The sequence below is a fragment of the Stenotrophomonas sp. 2619 genome (assembly GCF_040548725.1).
GTDB classification, from domain to species: Bacteria; Pseudomonadota; Gammaproteobacteria; order Xanthomonadales; family Xanthomonadaceae; genus Stenotrophomonas; species Stenotrophomonas maltophilia_AP.
In genome coordinates this window covers 1-16,464 of sequence record NZ_JBEPSF010000013.1, presented here as the reverse complement: position 1 = coordinate 16,464, position 16,464 = coordinate 1, and the positions used below count along the sequence as shown (strand labels likewise).

Below are 16,464 nucleotides of genomic sequence, written 5' to 3'. Positions count from 1 at the left end.
GCATCAGCTCCCCAGCGGCACGACGGCCGCACCACTCTGCTCGGCTGCTCTCACGCGGAACTGGCACGGCCCGTGGCTTCCGGAAGCCAGGGGGGGCGCTGCAAGCTTCAGCGCCTTCGCCCCGGTCCACTCGCGCTGGGTGCCCTTGAACTCCACCTTCCCCGGCGCGCCCAGCTCGATGTTGTCGCCCTCGATCCGGATGTAAGCCCCGGCCGCCGTCGCAAGCAGGTGCTTGCTCGGCGCCGAGAGCTGCACATCGGCCTGGGTACTGGTGATCTTCACGTTGGTCTTGGCCGCCAGGATCGCTTGGTTCTTGTGCGCGCGTGCACTGACCTTGCCCTGCGCGGCGTGCAGCGCGATCCCGCGTTCCTGGTTCGGACTTTCGGGTTTCGGCTCGGCACCGGCGGTGTACAGCACCAGCCCGCCGGCCACCGCCATCGTGATCGAGCCCTGGCTCAGCCAGTTCAGCGCCACGCCCGAGGCCAGCGTGGTGTGCGTACCACTCACCCAGACCTGATCAGCCGGGGTCAGGCTCATCACACCGGCCACGCCGCTGCCCATCAGCACCGGCTTGTCCCAGCCCGGGGCATCGCCGTCGCCGCCGCTGATGCTGCCCGCCGCGCTGCCGCTCTGGGTAGCTCGCAGGCTTTCCTGCAGTCGTTCCAGCGCGTCGTGGGCCTGCAGCGTGGTCGGCTCCTCAGGCAGTTGGGCCTGCTGGTTCACTGCCGATTCGTTGAGCGATTGCAGCAGCTCGGCACTCTCCTGCAGTTGGGTCAGTGCCTGGTTGGCGGCCAGCTGGGGTTCGCCCGGTTCGGTGCTCAGCAGTAGGCCTTTGCCTCCACGCAGTGACCCAAAGGCCTGCGTGGATAGCTCGGCGCCGAAACCACGCTCGGTCTCGCGCACATTGTCTTCGCCACCCTTCAGATGGCCGAGGGTGAGCGTAGTTGAATGCTGGGTGGTGGACAGCTGCGCGCGGCCCTGGCCAGGCGTGTCATCCAGGCGCATCTGCTGGTAGCCGCCCTGCCCGCCTTGGCTGTCGGCTAGCGCTTGGCTCTTGAAGCCGGTGTACACCGCGGCATGTTCATTGCCATCGAACCACGCCGGCGCATTGCCGGTGGCGTTGGCACCGCCGCTGGCGACCTGGTTGTGGGCGGCATCGGTCTGGCCGCGGCCGTTGTAGACCGCGCCGACCACGACCGGGCGATCGATGTCACCCTCGAGGAAGGCCACCAGGACTTCCTGGCCGCGACGGGGCAGCACGACGCCGCCCCAGTTGTCGCCGGCCCACGGGGTCATCACCCGCACCCAGGTCCAGGCACCGCCGTTGGCCGGGGCATTGTCGTCACCGCCGGGATGGGCCAAGCCGGTGCTGGAGCTGCCGCCGCGCTGCCACGGGAACTGCACCTTGATGCGGTGGTCACGATCAGACTGCAAGGGCTCGCCGTCGCTGACCACGATGGCGCTGAGCGTGCCGGTAATCGACGGGCGCGGATGCAAACGCGTGCCGTGGCCGCCTTCGGTCTGCGGGCGGTACACCACGTCGGCCGGGATGGCGACGAAGCGGTTGTCGTAGAAGGTCGTAGTGAGATCCGGCGATGCATTCGCAACGGACAAGCCACTCAAGGCACCCGGCAGGCTGAGCGGCGCCTGCGCGGCCGGCCCAAGCTGCTGCTCCAGCGCATCGAACACATCGGCCTCGAAATTGTTGCGCGCCTGGTGCTGCACCGACAGGCACAGGAAAGCGGTGCCGGCATCTATACCAGGGTGCTGGGCCAGCTGGAACTGCGCCCCGGGGGTGAGCTGCCGCCACTTACCCTGCCCTTCAATCGTATGCGCCCGAACACGCAGTGCGTCCAGATGCTGTTGGGCGCGGCGTTGGCCACGCGCGTTGTCCTGCCAGCCGTATGGGCCGCAGGTGTCGGCATCTTCGCCGGTCGCCTCGTGTGCGGTCTGTGCCTCGGCGCTGGCCTGGCGCAGCTCCAGCGTGCGGTGATCCCAGGTATGCCGGGAGACCTTGGTGGTACGCCAGCGGCGCGCGGTCGACCACTGCTGCACGCTGTCATCGCGCTCGGTCACATCGCCGCGGTGGAAGCGCACCGCGCCCAGGTCCTTGGCGCCATGGTGGTTGTCGGCCAGCACCAGGGTGTGTGCGCCAAACGCCTCGCTGCCTAGGTCTGCGGCATGCTCGAACCAGTAATAGATGCCCTCTTCGGCCAGCAGACGCTGCACGAAGGCCAGGTCGGTCTCCTGGTACTGCGTGGTCAGGCTGCGCCTGGCGTAGAGGCTGCGGTCGGTGAGGTCCCAGCGCCAGGCCGGGACCAGGCCGCTGTAGTCGGCGAACACGTTCTCGACGATGTCGACCACACTGGCGTCATGGAATACGTAGCTGTCCACGCGCTGCCCCAGAAACGCCAGCCACGGCTGCAGGCGCAGGCGATACCGCGCCAGACCGCCATTGCTGCCGATGCGTTCGGCGGCGGTGATCCGGCCGTGGAACGGGCGTGCGCTGCCGACCGCCTGCATCTGCAGCACGGCCGGTTGGCCTAGCAGGCCGTCCAGCGACAGGTTGGCATCGGCCGACAATGCGATCACATCGAACACGAAGCCGATGCCGTCGATCTGCTCGACGCCATTGAGTGACTCGGCCACCAGCACGTCGCTCCCCAGCGAGGTGCGCAGCTGCAGCAGGCGCTGTGCCTGCCCCGGTGCCGCAAGTGCGGCGAGTATCTTGGTTACGGAATCCATGATGCATCCCCGCATTCATTAGCCCAGTGAATTCGACTGGAGCGATCCATCGTCAGCATAGATCAGCGCAAGCACCGTATATTTCACCCGGGCTGTACCCCGGGTGGGCATTGCGTCGCACACGTCACATGTCACACATTTCCAGCTGGGTGACAGCTCGCCGACGCATGGCGCCGGCGAGCTGTCCGGTGCACCTGCCGCAGCTGCGGTGGGCGCACCTGAACGCCTCTATCAGGCCGACTGCGTAATACGTTCCAGCTGCAGCTTGGCACCTTCGTTCAGCAGCAGGCGGTAGTCGCGGCCGCCAGCGGTGACCGAGACTTCACGGGCATTGCTGACCAGCTGGTTGGCCTTGCCCTGCGCGGGTGCGTGGGTCTGGATGCGCCAGGCGCCACGGCTGATCTGTGCAGCCAGGTTGCGGGCATCCTGGCGGGCATCGGCGGCGGCACCGTGCAGCAGCTCGACGATGTGCTCCGGGCGCAGGCGGTTCCAGGCGCGCACGTTGTTGGTGTCGCGGGCCAGGCCCAGTTCGAGGCTGCCACAGTTGGCAATGGCCTTGGCGCGGTTGAATCCGTAGAAATCCATATTCGTATCTCCTTTCCAGTCGACAATCAGGACAGCTTGTATTTGAAGGCGCCGTTCTTCCCTGCGGTCACCTTGATGGTGTTGATCCGGTTCCCCTCGGCCATCGCCGCCAGGACGCTTTCCGCGACCTCCGGCAGCAGCGTACCGTTGAGGATGTGATCAACATTGCGTGCACCGGAATCCACCTCGGTGCAACGCGACAGCACGGCCTCGACCAGGCTGTCGTCCCACAAGAACGTGGCCTTGTGGTTGCCCGCCACACGGTCGCGGATGCGGCCGAGCTTGAGCGCGATGATCTGGGCCAGCACGTCGTCGTTGATCGGGAAGTACGGCACGACTTTCATGCGGCCCAGGAAGGCGGGCTTGAAACTCTTCATCAACACCGGGCGCAGGGCTTCACCCAGTGCGTCGGCGGTGGGGATCTCCTCGGCCGGCTTGTTCAGGCAGGCCTGCATGATCTGCGACGAGCCGATGTTGGAGGTCAGGATGATCAGCGTGTTGCGGAAGTCGATCTCGCGGCCTTCGGCATCGTCCATCTGGCCCTTGTCGAACACCTGGAAGAACATCTCCAGCACGTCCGGATGCGCCTTCTCCACTTCATCCAGCAGCACCACGCTGTACGGGTTGCGGCGGACCGCTTCGGTCAGCACGCCACCTTCGCCATAGCCCACATACCCCGGGGGAGAGCCCTTGAGGCCGGAAACGCTGTGCGCTTCCTGGTACTCGCTCATGTTGATGGTGATCAGCTTGCGCTCGCCGCCGTACAGAATGTCGGCCAGTGCCAGTGCGGTCTCGGTCTTGCCGACGCCGGACGGGCCGACGAACATGAACACACCGCGCGGCTTGTTCGGGTCTTCCAGCTTGGCGGTGGCGGTGCGCACGCGCTGGGCGATGGCCTCCAGCGCATGGTCCTGGCCGATAACGCGGTCGACCAGCAAGGTGCCCAGGGTGCGCACCGTGCGGATCTCGTCCTTGACCATCCGGCCCAGCGGGACGCCGGTCCAAGCCGAGACGATTTCGGCCACCACGCCGCCATCCACCTGCAGCGGCACCATCGGGGTGTCGCCCTGCAGCTGGCGCAGTTCGGCCAGCAGGCGGTCCAGCTCGGCCTGCTGCGGCGACACCGCGGCTGCGGCAGCCTTCTTGCCCCGCGCTGCGGGCTTCTCGGCGGCGACGGCGTCAGCCGGGGCTGCGTCACTGGCAGCCGCTTCGGCACCGCCGTTCTCCATCTGCTGGCGCAGCTGGCGGATCTGGTCGGCCAAGGCTCGCTCCAGCGACAGGCGTTCTTCATTGGTGGCCAGCACGGCCCGGGCATCGGCCTGCAGCTGCTGCAGTTCGCCCAGACGCTCGGCATGGTGGTTGGCACCGCCGGCGGTTTCGCGCTGCAGCGCGGCCAGCTCGGCCTCCAGGCGATCCAGGTGCTTGCGGGTGTCCTCGATGATCGCCGGCGTGGCGCTCTGGCCGAGTGCCACCTTCGCGCAGGCGGTGTCGAGCACGCTGACCGCCTTGTCGGGCAGCTGGCGGCCGCTGATGTAACGGTGTGACAGGCGCACGGCCTCGGTAACGGCTTCATCCATCACGCGGATGTTGAAGTGCGCTTCCATCAGGCCGACCATGCCGCGCAGCATCGCGGCGGCCAGGGCTTCGGTGGGCTCTTCCACCTTGACTACCTGGAAGCGACGCGCCAACGCGGCGTCCTTCTCGAAGTACTTCTTGTACTCGCTCCAGGTGGTGGCCGCGATGGTGCGCAGCTCGCCACGGGCCAGGGCCGGCTTGAGCAGGTTGGCGGCGTCATTCTGGCCTGCGGTGCCACCGGCACCGATCATGGTGTGGGCTTCGTCGATGAACAGGATGATCGGGTGCGGGCTCTTCTTGACCTCGTCGATCACGTTCTTCAGGCGGTTCTCGAACTCGCCCTTGACGCTGGCACCGGCCTGGAGCAGGCCCATGTCCAGGGTATGCAGTTCAACCCCGAGCAGCACGTCGGGCACGTCCTTGTCGGCGATACGGCGGGCCAGCCCTTCCACCACGGCGGTCTTGCCGACGCCGGCCTCACCGGTGAGGATCGGGTTGTTCTGACGGCGACGCATCAGGATGTCGATCACCTGGCGGATCTCGCCGTCACGGCCGATCACCGGGTCGATGCGACCTTCGCGGGCGCGCTCGGTCAGGTTGGTGGTGAACTGGTCCAGCGCAGGCGTCTTGGACAGCCCGCCCTTGCCGCCGTCCACGGCGGCGGCGGTCTCGCCACCGAGGTCACCCTCGCCCGCGCCGGCATCGGCGTTGCGCACGGTCTGGGTGGCTTCCTGCGAGCCTTCGGTGAGCTTGGCGAAGTCGTGCTTGAGCTCGTCCAGCTTGAAGCGCACGAACAGCTTGGAGCCGCGGTAGGCCAGCTGCGACAGCTCCGGCTCGGTCATCAGTGCCAGCAGCAGGTGGCCGCTGCGGATGCGGCTGGTTTCCGAATCCAGCGAGGCGATCAGCCAGGCGTGTTCGAACAGCTTGGGAATGTGCTGCGAGAACACGGGCGTGCGGCCGTTGCCGGTCTTGAACTGGCTGATCTCGTCGGACAGGTCCCGTTCCAGCGCATCGGGCGAGATGCCGCAGCGGCGGGCAATCAACACGAAATCGCTGTGCGGCTGCTCCAGCAGCGCCAGGAACAGATGCTCCAGATCAACCTCGTAGTTGCCGCGCGACATGCACAGGTTGGCGGCACGCTCGGCGGCCAGACGGCAGGTATCGTCCAGCTTGCTGATCAGGGTCTTGAGATTGATGCTCATGCGGGAAAACGCGCTCCTTGCTGAAACCTGTTGATGAAGGGCAGCGGCCGGTCAGCCCTGCCCCGACCTGTTCATTGCAGTGTATGGATGCCGTAGGTGGTGTCCGAACGCGGGCCATCGGCGGCACGCGAGCACATGTAGCTGTCCCAGCCCAGCCGCGCGCCGACGCCGGCACCCAGCCCGGCGCCGCGCACGTCTTCCTGACGCAACACCAACCGCACTTCGTATTCCAGCGTGCCACCGGTCAGCAGCGACAGCCACTTGGCCAGCGCCTGCTCGGCGCTGCCGCCGGGCAGGAAATCGTCGAACTGCTCCCGTCGCAGCGGGCCGATGCTCAGGCGCATGCGCAGGTCGCGCTGCCAGACCCGGTCGCCGGCCAGCGCACTGGCGCCGAGCGTGGCGTTGGCCTGGCCCAGGCGCGTGGATTGCCCGGCCGGCACCCGGTACCAGGCGCCCACGAACTGCTCCAGCGCCAGCGGCACCTGGAAGTAGTCGGCCAGCACCCGCTGCATCAGCGCCGCCGACACCGGGCGTTGCCGCACCGCGCCTGCGTAGTAGGCAAAGGCCTGGTCGAACACGTCGCCGTGCCCGTCCACCAGCCGGTCGCGCAGTTCGTTCATGCCCATGCCGAACAGCGACATGATCAACGGCAGGAAGCGCTCGCGACGGTCGATTTCATACTGCAGGGCCAGGCGGTGCTTCTTCCACGCCGCGTAATGCAGCGACACCGCACGCGTGGAGAAGATGTCCAGGAACGCGCGTGCCGTGCGGTCGCGGTCGTACAGCTCACGGATCTGCAGGGTTTCGGTGTAATGCAGCGGCAACGCACCGGTGGTGCCCAGCAAGCCCATGAAATACGGGGTCAGGTGCACCTCGGCCAGCGTTTCGTGCTCCAGCGCGTGGTCGATGGCGGCAGCGTCTTCCAGCTTGTCGCCCTTGAGCGAGTACGCCACGCATTCCGAGCTCAACTCAGTAGCCGGGAAGCCCAGCGACAACGGGTTGCGGAACCGCACCCGCATGGGCACGGCCTGGCCTGCCTTCACGCCCTGGCGCTGGAACACCTGCTCCAACAACCGCGCCGCCTGGAAGAACTCGAAGCGGTGCGGTTCGGCGAGCAGTTGCTGGGCTACGCCAGGATCGATTCGCCGCTTCGCGCCGGGCATCGGACGATCTCCTCACCGCTGTCGCTGGACACCAGCACCAGCCGGGTGAAACTGTTGGCATGCACGTACAGTGCAAAGAAGTGATCCATCACCTGAGCAAACGCGGCAATGCCGGCGCCCACGAAATGGTTCTCGTTGATGGTCAGGCGGATCTCCAGCCCGCGTACGACCGAGGCAAACTGCTTGCCGGACATCCAGCTGGTCACCGGGTGCTGCTCCAATGCCAGGATGCCGTCGATCTGCCGGGCCGACACGTTGTTGCCGGACAGGTCGTACAGCCGCAGCATCTCCTTCAGCGCGGTCAGCCCGCTGCCGGTCAGCGACAGCTGGTTCAACGACAGGTGCGAAATCAGCCGCCACTGGGCATTCTTGCCCTGGCGGAAGCGCAACGGCCGGGTCGGCTTGCGCAGCAGGCTGATCGCCCGCGCGGGCGTGCCGCCTTCCAGGGTGAGATCGCCGCCGGCCACGCCATGAGCGAGGTGGCTGGGCAGGTCGCGGTTGCTGCAGGTCAGCTCCAGGCTGACCGTGTCGGTCTGCGGCAGGGTCGGGTTGAAGGCTAGGTCGACGAAGCTGATCTCGGTTTCAAAGCCCGGGCTCTGTCGGGCGATGTCCTCGTCGCGGCGCGACACCCAGTACTGCCCGGTGCGATCCGGGTCTTCGCCGTGATGCAGGGAGTAGAACGGGCGGAATGCCTGGATTACTTCGCCTTGCGGCGTCTGCCGGATGCGGTGCACCGAGTCGATCGAGTGCACCTCATAGGCAAACGCACGCCGCGCATCGGCCAGCACCGCGTAGCTGACCGTGCGATGGGTCACGCGGATCGGCTCGCCGGGCTGGGTGAACAGGTTGACGATCGGGGTACAGCCCAGGCGCACATTGCTGGCGCTCAGGTCTTCCAGGACCAGCTGGTTGCCACGTTCGGGCGCGCTGGCCTGCAGGATCAGGTGCAGGGTGAAGCTGCGGCTGGCCCCGGCGGTAACCGGCTTGAGCAGCAGGTCGACGAAGCCGAATTTTTCCGGGTAGGCAAACAGCTCGGTCAGCAGGCGATAGGCCGGGTGCGAGCGCGCGGGGAAGTCGACCAGCGATTCGTCCTCGCTGAAGCCGACCTGGCGCAGCGGCACCTCGTCCAGGCGGCGCCAGCGGCCGCTGTTGTCGGCCTCCACGTAGGCCACCTTGACCCCGAGCGCCAGCGCATCGCGCAGCGACGCGCGCAGTGAGGGTTCACCGTCCAGGAACAGGCGCAGGGCGTCGGTACCCAGCGTGTCGAAGCTGGCCTGGTCAGACATCAGGCGGAAACTGAGCGACACCTGCGCGCCGCTGCCGGCGGGAAGGCTGGTGGCCATCGGCGCTTCCGCCACGCCGCGGTACACGGCGGACTGCACCGCGATCGGCGCCAGCACCACGTCGAACGCGGTGCGGAAGCGGCAGGACACACCGCGCACCGGGCGCGACTGCAGTGCCGTGCCGCGCGCCACGGTGATCGGCGCGCTCAACTTGGACGACACACCGTCCATGTCGAAATGGGCGATCGAGCACGACGGGAACGGGCGCAGGTAATGCGGATACAGGACGTCCAGCAGGGCGTCGGTGAATTCGGGGTAATCGTCTTCGATGCGCTTGGAGACGCGTGCACTGAGCAGCGCGAAGGCTTCGATCAGGCGCTCGACATGCGGGTCCTGGCTGCCTTCGGCATTGAGCTGGAGGCGACCGGCAATCTTGGGGTAGCGATCGGCGAACTCGCGGCCGTAGCGGCGCAGGTAAGCCAGTTCGCGTTCGTAATAGGGCAGCAGATCCTGCATGTCAGCTGGTCGCCTGCTGGCGACGGGTACGGCTGACCTGGTACTGCAGGGTCGACGGCTGCAACATCGCGTCGAAGCTGACCGGCTCGCGGGCCGGCTCGAGGTCGAGCAATGCGTTGATGGTGAAGTGCAGGCCGCCACCGAACTGCGAGCCAACCTCCAGGCTGACCCCCACGTTCTTCAAACGGCGCTCATGCCGGGCCACGGCCTGCTCCAGCGAGCGGCAGATGGCGGCACGGTCATAGGCGTTGGCCAGGCTCATCGCGGAAAAATCCGCCAGCCCGTAGGTGAGCAGCGATTGCTTGCAGTTCGGGAATTCGGCCATGTCTTCTTCCTGGAACGCTGCACGGGAATTGAGCAGGCCTTCCAGGTCGCGGGCGATCGATTCCTTGTACTGGTCCAGCGATATGGACTTGAACACATGCCCTCCCCCATTGGACTTGGGGGCATCGTCAAACAGTTTCTCGAGCAAGCTGGGTTCGAGTCCCTTCATTGGTCATTCCGGTCTGTCTGCGTCCCTGCATCATGCAGAGGGGCAACACGCGCTGCGGCCGTTCCTGGCCACTCCCGATGTACTGCCAGGTGATTTCAGACTGCGATGGCGCGCAAGGCGCCATCGCAGCGACACTACATCAAACGGCGTAGTTCGGAATGTTCTTGGTTGCACTCCACTGCGCCACGGCCTTGCCACCAACGCCGCCTTCCGGCTTCTGCTGCTGGTAGGTCCACTTGATCGCACCAAAGCTCAACTGAATCACTTCCTGCGGCATCCCCTCGGAATCAACCGTGGTGGTGACGCGGTGAACCAGGACGTTCAGCAGCTCGACCGTGTAGTAATTGATCGCGTTGCCGTCCTTGTCAGCGCGCATGAATTCGATGCGAGCCTTCGGGAAGGTGGTGCCATTGCTGGCCGCCTGGTTCAGGGCAGTGGTGGCGAGATCGATCGTCTTGGTGATTTCGATCGGCGACAGATTCACACGAGCTGCGGTGGTGCCACCCGAGGTCGACGCGGTGGCCGAACGCGGCTGCAGCAGATCCTGCGAGAAGGACTGGATTTCAATCCAATCCTTGTGCTTGTCGTCGTGGGACTCGCCCTTGATGGTGTCGATAGAGAGGAAAGCGTGCTGCATATCTGGTCTCCTAAGTTCCGGTCTTCCGTGAGATTGGGTGCCGGGATCGCTCCCGGCGGTTCAGGGGGGTTTAACCCTCTTGGAAAAACGTCGCTGCAATCAGGGCATCCGCCCCTTGGCGCTACAGCAACATCAATGCGTTACGACTTTTTTGCAGTTGCCGGCAATTCGGCAACCAATCGCAACGAAACAGACAGCTCATCGAGCTGGAAATGCGGCCTGATGAAGGCCACAGCGCGGTAGACACCGGGTTTCCCCGGCACTTCCGAAACGTTCACAGCGGCTTCGCGCAGCGGGTACTGGGCCTTGGCTTCCTGTGAGGCGTTGTCGTCCAGCAGTACGTACTGCGAGATCCAACGGTTCAGGAACTCCTCGACGTTGCCCGCCGAAGCGAAGCTGCCAATCTTCTCGCGCATCATCGCCTTCAGGTAATGGGCGATACGCGAGACGGCGAACATGTACTGCAACTGGGCAGACAGGATCGCATTGGCATTGGCCGAATCGGTGTTGTACTTCTTCGGCTTCTGTGCCGACTGGGCGCCGAAGAACGCGGCGTAGTCGGTATTCTTGCAGTGGACCAGCGGAATGAAGCCGAGGTCACTGAGTTCTTTTTCGCGGCGATCGGTGATCGCCACTTCGGTCGGGCACTTCAGTGCCACTTCACCATCATCGGTGCGGAAGGTATGGGTGGGCAGGTCCTCGACCAGGCCACCGCCTTCGACGCCGCGGATGGCTGCACACCAGCCGTAATCCTCGAACGCGTGGGTAAGGCGCGCGGCCATGGCATAGGCCGTGTTGCACCACAGGAACTTGCTGTGGTCGGCAGCGTCCACTTCCTCGACGAAGTTGAAGCCTTCGACGGTGGTGCCATCCTTCGGGTTGTACGGCAGGCGGCCAAGGAAGCGCGGCAGGGTCAGGCCCACGTAACGGCTGTCCTCGCTTTCACGGAACGACTTCCACTTGGCGTATTCGACCGTGTCGAAGATCTTCGCCATGTCGCGCGGCTTGCCCAGGTCGGTGAAGGTCTCCAGGCCGAACATGCCCTCGGACGCGGCCGAAATGAACGGCGCATGGGCGGCAGCAGCCACGTGCGACATCTGCTCGACGAAGTACATGTCTTCCGGCTGGCGACCGATGAAATAGTCACCGACCAGCGCACCGAACGGCGCACCGCCGAAGGTGCCGAATTCTTCTTCGTAGACCTTCTTGAACAGCGCGCTCTGATCGAAATCGATCGCCGACTTGAAGTCCTTGACCAGGTCCTTCTTCGGCGCGTTGAAGACCTTGATCTTCATGTTCGGGCCGGTGGAGGTCTGCTGGCACAGGTAGTGCAGGCCGCGCCAGGTGCTTTCCAGCTGCTGGAACTGCGGGGCATGCATGACCGCGCTGAGCTGCTCGGAGATGATCCGGTCAATCTCGGCGATGCGCGCATCCAGGGTCAGGTTGAGGTTGTCGGACACCACCACGGTGCCTTCCAACACTTCCCTGGCCAGCTCGGAAATGATGTCCTTGGCACGCTGGTGCTCGGTCTCGGACTTGGCAACCTTGCTCTTCTCGACGATCTGGTCGAGCAGGCCGATTTCCTCGACGGCCGCGGCCGACTGTTCGGCTACACCGGTAGCTTCTGCTGCCATGGCTTATTGCTCCTTGCCCGTGCCCAGCTTCTTGAGCTGTTCGGTGTTGTTCAGGACATCGGTCAACAGGTCTTCGAGCTTCTCGTTGCCGGCCAGCTTGTTGCGCAGGTCGGCCAGCTTGGTGCGCGATTCCAGCAGTTTGCGCAGCGGTTCGATCTGGTCGACCACCGATTCGGGGCGGAAATCGTCGATCGAGTTGAACTTCAACTCGACGCCGAACTCGCCGCCGCCATCACTGATCTTGTTGGCGACGCGATAGACCGCGCGCGGCGCGACGCCTTCCATCACTTCGTCGAAATTGTCCAGGTCGACGTTGACGAACTTGCGGTCCTTGACCTTGGGCAACGGCTGTTCCGGGTTGCCGCTCAGGTCACCGAGCACGCCCACCACGAACGGCAGCTCCTTCTGTTCGATCGCGTCACCCTTTTCCACGTCGTAGGTCAACTGCACGCGCGGGGGGCGGATCTTCTGGAGCCGCTTCTGAATACTGTCCTTCTTCGCCATCGGTGTCTCCTGACTGGGGGCGTTACTGCGTGCGGATCAGTTGCCGCCGAGGTTCTGGAAGGGATCGCCGCCGTTGGACGGCGCCGGACGTGCGGCAGGCGCGGAAGCAGGTGCCGTGGCCGGTGAGGTGGTGCGACGGGGGCCAGTGCGACGGGCCGGCGTGCGCGGCTTCGGCTTGGGATCTTCCAGCACGGCATCGCCCATGGTCTTGCGCAGCGTGTCGGCCAGGGTCTTGGCTTCCTTGCGCGCGGTTTCCGATGCCAGTGCGCCGCGGCCCTGCAGGCGCGTCAGCGAGGTGTTGGCGATGCGGAAGCCGGCCACGGTGATGACGCCATCGGCGACCAGGTCGTCCGGATCGCGCTGCAGCACCTCTTCGGCGGCAACGATGGCACGTGCGTACTGGCCCTGGTCGAACTGCAGCTGCGCGATGCGCACCCACGGTTCCTTGCGGGTCGGATCGGCGCGCGCGGCGTCTTCAAAGCTCTTGATGGCCGCTTCGGAACCCACCGTGGTGACCTGCGTTTCCGCGGTGGTCATCGTTGCTTCGTACGGAGGTACCGCGCCCTTCTTCGGCGCCGACGAACACGCCGCCAGACTGGACAGCAACGCCATTGCCAACAACGGCCGATAGACAGCCTTCCCCATTACCTTCACTTTCATGCCAATCCCTCATGGAAACTTCTAAAGGTGAGTCCGGTCCCCGCCGATACAACACACGGGATTCCCTTCCCTAACCGCCGCAAGTGTACAACTGCAAATACGCAGGGGTATAGTGAAGCGCATAGAGTGTTTCAATGCAACGTTGCAGTTTTTCACACTGTCTTCCGCGATCTTGACGTACATGCGGCATCGCAACGCCCTGCTGATCACCATCCCCATCCTCAGTCCGAGAATGCATGAAACCCCTCATGAGCCGAAATTTCTGCTTAGGGCGTCACACTCTTATATGTCTTGTCACGGCCATGTCATTGTCGCTGTCCGGCTGTGCCAGCGGCGGGCTGGGCAAGGCCATGGACAAGACACTGCAGGCGGTCGGCATCCGTGACGCGCAACCGGAAGCGCCGCCGGTCGTTCCGCTGCGCCTGCTGGCCGGCATCAACCTCAACGCCGGCAACGACAAGCGCGCCACCGCCGCGGTGGTGAAGGTCTACCACCTGCGCAGTGCGCAGCGCTTCGAACAGGCGCCCTTCAATGCGTTCCTGGACCAGAGTGGCGAGCAGGCCGCGCTGGGTGCGGATCTGCTGTCGGTGAACGAGATCGTACTGACCCCGGGCAACCGCCAGGAGCTCAAGGAACAATTGAGTGAGGGGACCGCGGTGCTGGGTGTGGTTGCCCTGTTCCGCGCGCCAGCTGAAGGCCGATGGCGGTTCGCGTTCGACAGCAAGCACAAGAACCTGGCCAACGAAGGTATTACGGTGGGAATCCATGCCTGCGCACTGACCACTGACAGCCAGGCCCTGGTCACACGTGTGTCAGGGGACCCGGGCAGTCTCGCTTCCGTGCGCTGCGTCTCTCCTCGTTGAAGATGCCTGCATTCTGACGTCAGAATCCCGGCATGCGGTAGTATTGTTGTGCAGCCGGGCATCAAAAACGTGATGCATCTCGCACTTTCACATTCCTGTCTTGGGAGTGTGTGTGGAACCCTAGTGTGTATCGGGCGGGGTTGGCCCGAGATTTCCAAGGATTGAAATGTGGCATATGTAAGCAGGATGTCCAAAGTTCTCTGGGGTGAAGGTCTGTTCCTGAGGCCCCAGCATTTCCAGCGCCAGGATGCGTATCACGAGGCGCGTCTGCAGGACCTGTCACTCACGCTGCACCCCTATGCCTGGGGCTGCCGTCGCGTGCGTTTCGATCCGCAGGCACTCGGCAGCGGCACGCTGCGTCCGCTGGACATTTCGGCCGTGTTTCCCGATGGCGAGAGCTACGACGCGCCGGTGCATGACGCACTGCCCGATGCGCTTTCGCTGAAGGATCTGCCGCCCGGCGTGCAGTCCACGGTGATCCACCTCGCCCTGCCGTTGCTGCGCGATGATGGCGACAACTGCGCCGATGCGGAGTCCAGCCAGCTGGCGCGCTATCGCCAGATCAATCGCGGCGCCAACGATCTGTACACCGATGCGGTCGAAGCCGAACTTGGCTTCCTCGGCAAGGCGGTGAAGCTGCTCACCGACGAGAACCCGCGCGACCCCTATTCCACCGTGGCGCTGGCGCGCATCCGCCGCACGTCCACCGGTGGCTTCGAGCTCGACGACGAGTTCATTCCGCCATGCGCGCACCTGGAAGCTTCGCCGACCCTGCACCGGGAACTGCGTGGCATCCTCGATTCGCTCCAGGCCAAGGTGGACGCGCTGTACGGCCTGCACCGCGAACCGTCGAAGAACATCATCGAGTTCCGCTCCGGCGACATCGCCTCGTTCTGGCTGCTGCACACGATCAACTCGTCGTTCAGTTCGCTGGCGCACCTGTACCACCACCCGCAGCTGCACCCCGAACGCCTGCACCAGGAACTGCTGCGCATGGCCGGGGCGATGCTGACGTTCTCCAATGCATACGCGCTCAACGATCTGCCGCGCTACCTGCACGCGCAGCCTGAAGCGGGCTTCCGGCAGTTGTTCGAGATCATCCGCACGCTGCTGGACACGGTGATTTCGGCGCGTTACTTCAAGATCGCGCTCAACGAAGTCAAGCCGTCCTACCACCTGGGCCGACTGGACTCGCAGCGTATCGATGGCGATGCCTCGTTCTACCTGGCGGTGTCGGCCGACGTGCCCGCGCAGGAGCTGGTGCAGACGGTGCCGGTGCGCTTCAAGATCGGCGCCCCCGACGACGTCGAGAAATGCGTGCTGTCGGCGCTGCCCGGCGTCAAGCTCACCCACGCCAACCAGGTGCCGGCGGCGATCCCGGTGCGCCCGGGCAGCCACTACTTCGAACTGGATACGCGTGGCGCGCTGTATGAGCGCATGCTCAAGTCGCAGTCGCTGATGGTGTACGTGCCGTCCGGCATTGCCGACCTCAAAATGGAACTTGTCGCGGTGACCTCATGATGAATTCGCCCCTGCCCCCTACCCCGGGCCCGATGCCCTCGCTGAGCTCGCATGGCGGCCTGGCTGCGCCTGCACCGCAGGCCGCCAATCCGCAGAGCCTGCAGGACCTGATGGCCGATGGCTTCTACCTGCTGTTGCTGCTCAAGCGTGGGCAGCTGCCCTCCGACGGTGAAGCGTTCGTGTCCACCGTGCAGAAGTTCCTGGACGGCGTGGAGCGTAACGCCAACCGCATGGGCATCGCCTCCGAAGATGTTTACGCCGCCAAGTACGCGTTCTGCGCCGCGGTGGACGAAGCGATCCTGTCGCAGCCGTCGTCGCTGCATGAATCCTGGGAGCGCAACCCGCTGCAGCTGCGCCTGTTCGGCGAGCACCTGGCCGGTGAACACTTCTTCGACCGGCTTGAAGAGCTTCGCCGCCAGGGTGCCCCGCGCCTGCCGTCGCTGGAGGTGTACCACTTCTGCCTGCTGATGGGCTTCGAAGGCAAGTACCGCCTGGAGGGCACCGAGAAGCTCGGCTACCTCACCGCCCGGCTGGGCGATGAGATCGTCTACCTCAAGGGCAAGCGACACGGCTTCGCGCCGCATGCACTGCCGCCGGACAACGTGCGCCACAGCCTGCGCCGCGTGGTGCCGCTGTGGATGCCGGCGGCACTGGTGGCTGGTTTCGGCCTGCTGGGCTTCTTCGGCCTGCGCTTCTATCTGGGTCACGAAACCCAGCAGCGGATGGCGGCGTACAACGATGTGGTGCAGATGCCGCAGCGTACGGCGCACATCACCATCACGCTGCCCTGAGGCGCCCAGGGTCGCCGGCCCTGTCCCGGCGACCTGGTACTGCCCCACAAGGGCAACAAGCAGTTTTCAGCGCATGACGGTGCGTGTCGACCGTATGCGGATGCGCACAGGAACGTGAGCATCTTCGCCCATCTTCCAAGAAGCATGACGACGATATGGATATCTCCCGCTCAGCGGCGCTCGCCGCTCTCGCCTCTCCCTCGCAGCAGGCACGCCTGATCCAGCTGCAGGGCCCGGCCCCAGGCCTGGTCGTGGAGCGCTTCGACGGCCAGGAATCGGTCTGCGGCAGTAC

13 protein-coding genes are annotated in these 16,464 nt (G+C 65.0%); 3 read left to right on the top strand and 10 right to left on the bottom strand.

What is annotated here, in order from left to right; translation table 11 throughout:
- Positions 1-3 precede the first annotated feature (3 nt).
- From ABIA71_RS13725 to ABIA71_RS13680, 10 genes are all read right to left on the bottom strand, one after another.
- Entirely contained in the window at positions 4-2,745 is a 2,742-nt protein-coding gene (locus ABIA71_RS13725; RefSeq protein ID WP_354285819.1) for a type VI secretion system Vgr family protein, read from the bottom strand.
- 231 nt (positions 2,746-2,976) lie between these two features.
- Positions 2,977-3,330 carry a hypothetical protein gene (locus ABIA71_RS13720; RefSeq protein ID WP_038688001.1) on the bottom strand — a complete coding sequence of 118 codons (354 nt, stop codon included), beginning with the start codon at positions 3,328-3,330 and terminating at the stop codon, positions 2,977-2,979.
- Between the two features lie 26 nt (positions 3,331-3,356).
- The gene (gene tssH / locus ABIA71_RS13715; RefSeq protein WP_354285817.1) at positions 3,357-6,107 is read right to left on the bottom strand and encodes a type VI secretion system ATPase TssH; all 2,751 of its coding nucleotides are present in this window, start codon (positions 6,105-6,107) and stop codon (positions 3,357-3,359) included.
- 71 nt (positions 6,108-6,178) lie between these two features.
- Positions 6,179-7,270, bottom strand: coding sequence for a type VI secretion system baseplate subunit TssG (gene tssG, locus ABIA71_RS13710; protein ID WP_128097830.1), 1,092 nt, complete (start codon positions 7,268-7,270; stop codon positions 6,179-6,181).
- Complete coding sequence (gene tssF, locus ABIA71_RS13705) at positions 7,234-9,069, bottom strand: type VI secretion system baseplate subunit TssF (protein WP_128097831.1); 1,836 nt, start codon at positions 9,067-9,069, stop codon at positions 7,234-7,236. The genes tssG and tssF overlap by 37 nt, the downstream gene beginning before the upstream one ends.
- Before the next feature lies 1 nt (position 9,070).
- On the bottom strand, positions 9,071-9,562 hold the full coding sequence (tssE, locus tag ABIA71_RS13700) for a type VI secretion system baseplate subunit TssE (protein ID WP_128097832.1): 492 nt from the start codon (positions 9,560-9,562) through the stop codon (positions 9,071-9,073).
- A gap of 139 nt (positions 9,563-9,701) precedes the next feature.
- Complete coding sequence (locus ABIA71_RS13695) at positions 9,702-10,199, bottom strand: Hcp family type VI secretion system effector (RefSeq protein WP_038687991.1); 498 nt, start codon at positions 10,197-10,199, stop codon at positions 9,702-9,704.
- Positions 10,200-10,339: 140 nt separating this feature from the next.
- The gene (tssC, locus tag ABIA71_RS13690) at positions 10,340-11,833 is read right to left on the bottom strand and encodes a type VI secretion system contractile sheath large subunit (protein WP_354285814.1); all 1,494 of its coding nucleotides are present in this window, start codon (positions 11,831-11,833) and stop codon (positions 10,340-10,342) included.
- 3 nt (positions 11,834-11,836) lie between these two features.
- Complete coding sequence (gene tssB, locus ABIA71_RS13685; RefSeq protein WP_038687988.1) at positions 11,837-12,337, bottom strand: type VI secretion system contractile sheath small subunit; 501 nt, start codon at positions 12,335-12,337, stop codon at positions 11,837-11,839.
- 36 nt (positions 12,338-12,373) lie between these two features.
- Positions 12,374-12,997 carry a tetratricopeptide repeat protein gene (locus tag ABIA71_RS13680; protein ID WP_354285812.1) on the bottom strand — a complete coding sequence of 208 codons (624 nt, stop codon included), beginning with the start codon at positions 12,995-12,997 and terminating at the stop codon, positions 12,374-12,376.
- A gap of 302 nt (positions 12,998-13,299) precedes the next feature.
- Here ABIA71_RS13680 and tssJ point away from each other — a divergent pair, with 302 nt between their 5' ends.
- The 3 genes from tssJ (at position 13,300) to icmH (ending at position 16,172) form a co-directional block, all read left to right on the top strand.
- Complete coding sequence (gene tssJ / locus ABIA71_RS13675) at positions 13,300-13,860, top strand: type VI secretion system lipoprotein TssJ (RefSeq protein WP_236546289.1); 561 nt, start codon at positions 13,300-13,302, stop codon at positions 13,858-13,860.
- 186 nt (positions 13,861-14,046) lie between these two features.
- Positions 14,047-15,381 (top strand): type VI secretion system baseplate subunit TssK, encoded by a 1,335-nt coding sequence (gene tssK, locus ABIA71_RS13670; RefSeq protein ID WP_038687986.1) that lies wholly within the window; start codon positions 14,047-14,049, stop codon positions 15,379-15,381.
- Positions 15,381-16,172 carry a type IVB secretion system protein IcmH/DotU gene (gene icmH / locus ABIA71_RS13665; protein ID WP_038687984.1) on the top strand — a complete coding sequence of 264 codons (792 nt, stop codon included), beginning with the start codon at positions 15,381-15,383 and terminating at the stop codon, positions 16,170-16,172. Before tssK ends, icmH begins: the two co-directional genes overlap by 1 nt.
- Positions 16,173-16,464 lie beyond the last annotated feature (292 nt).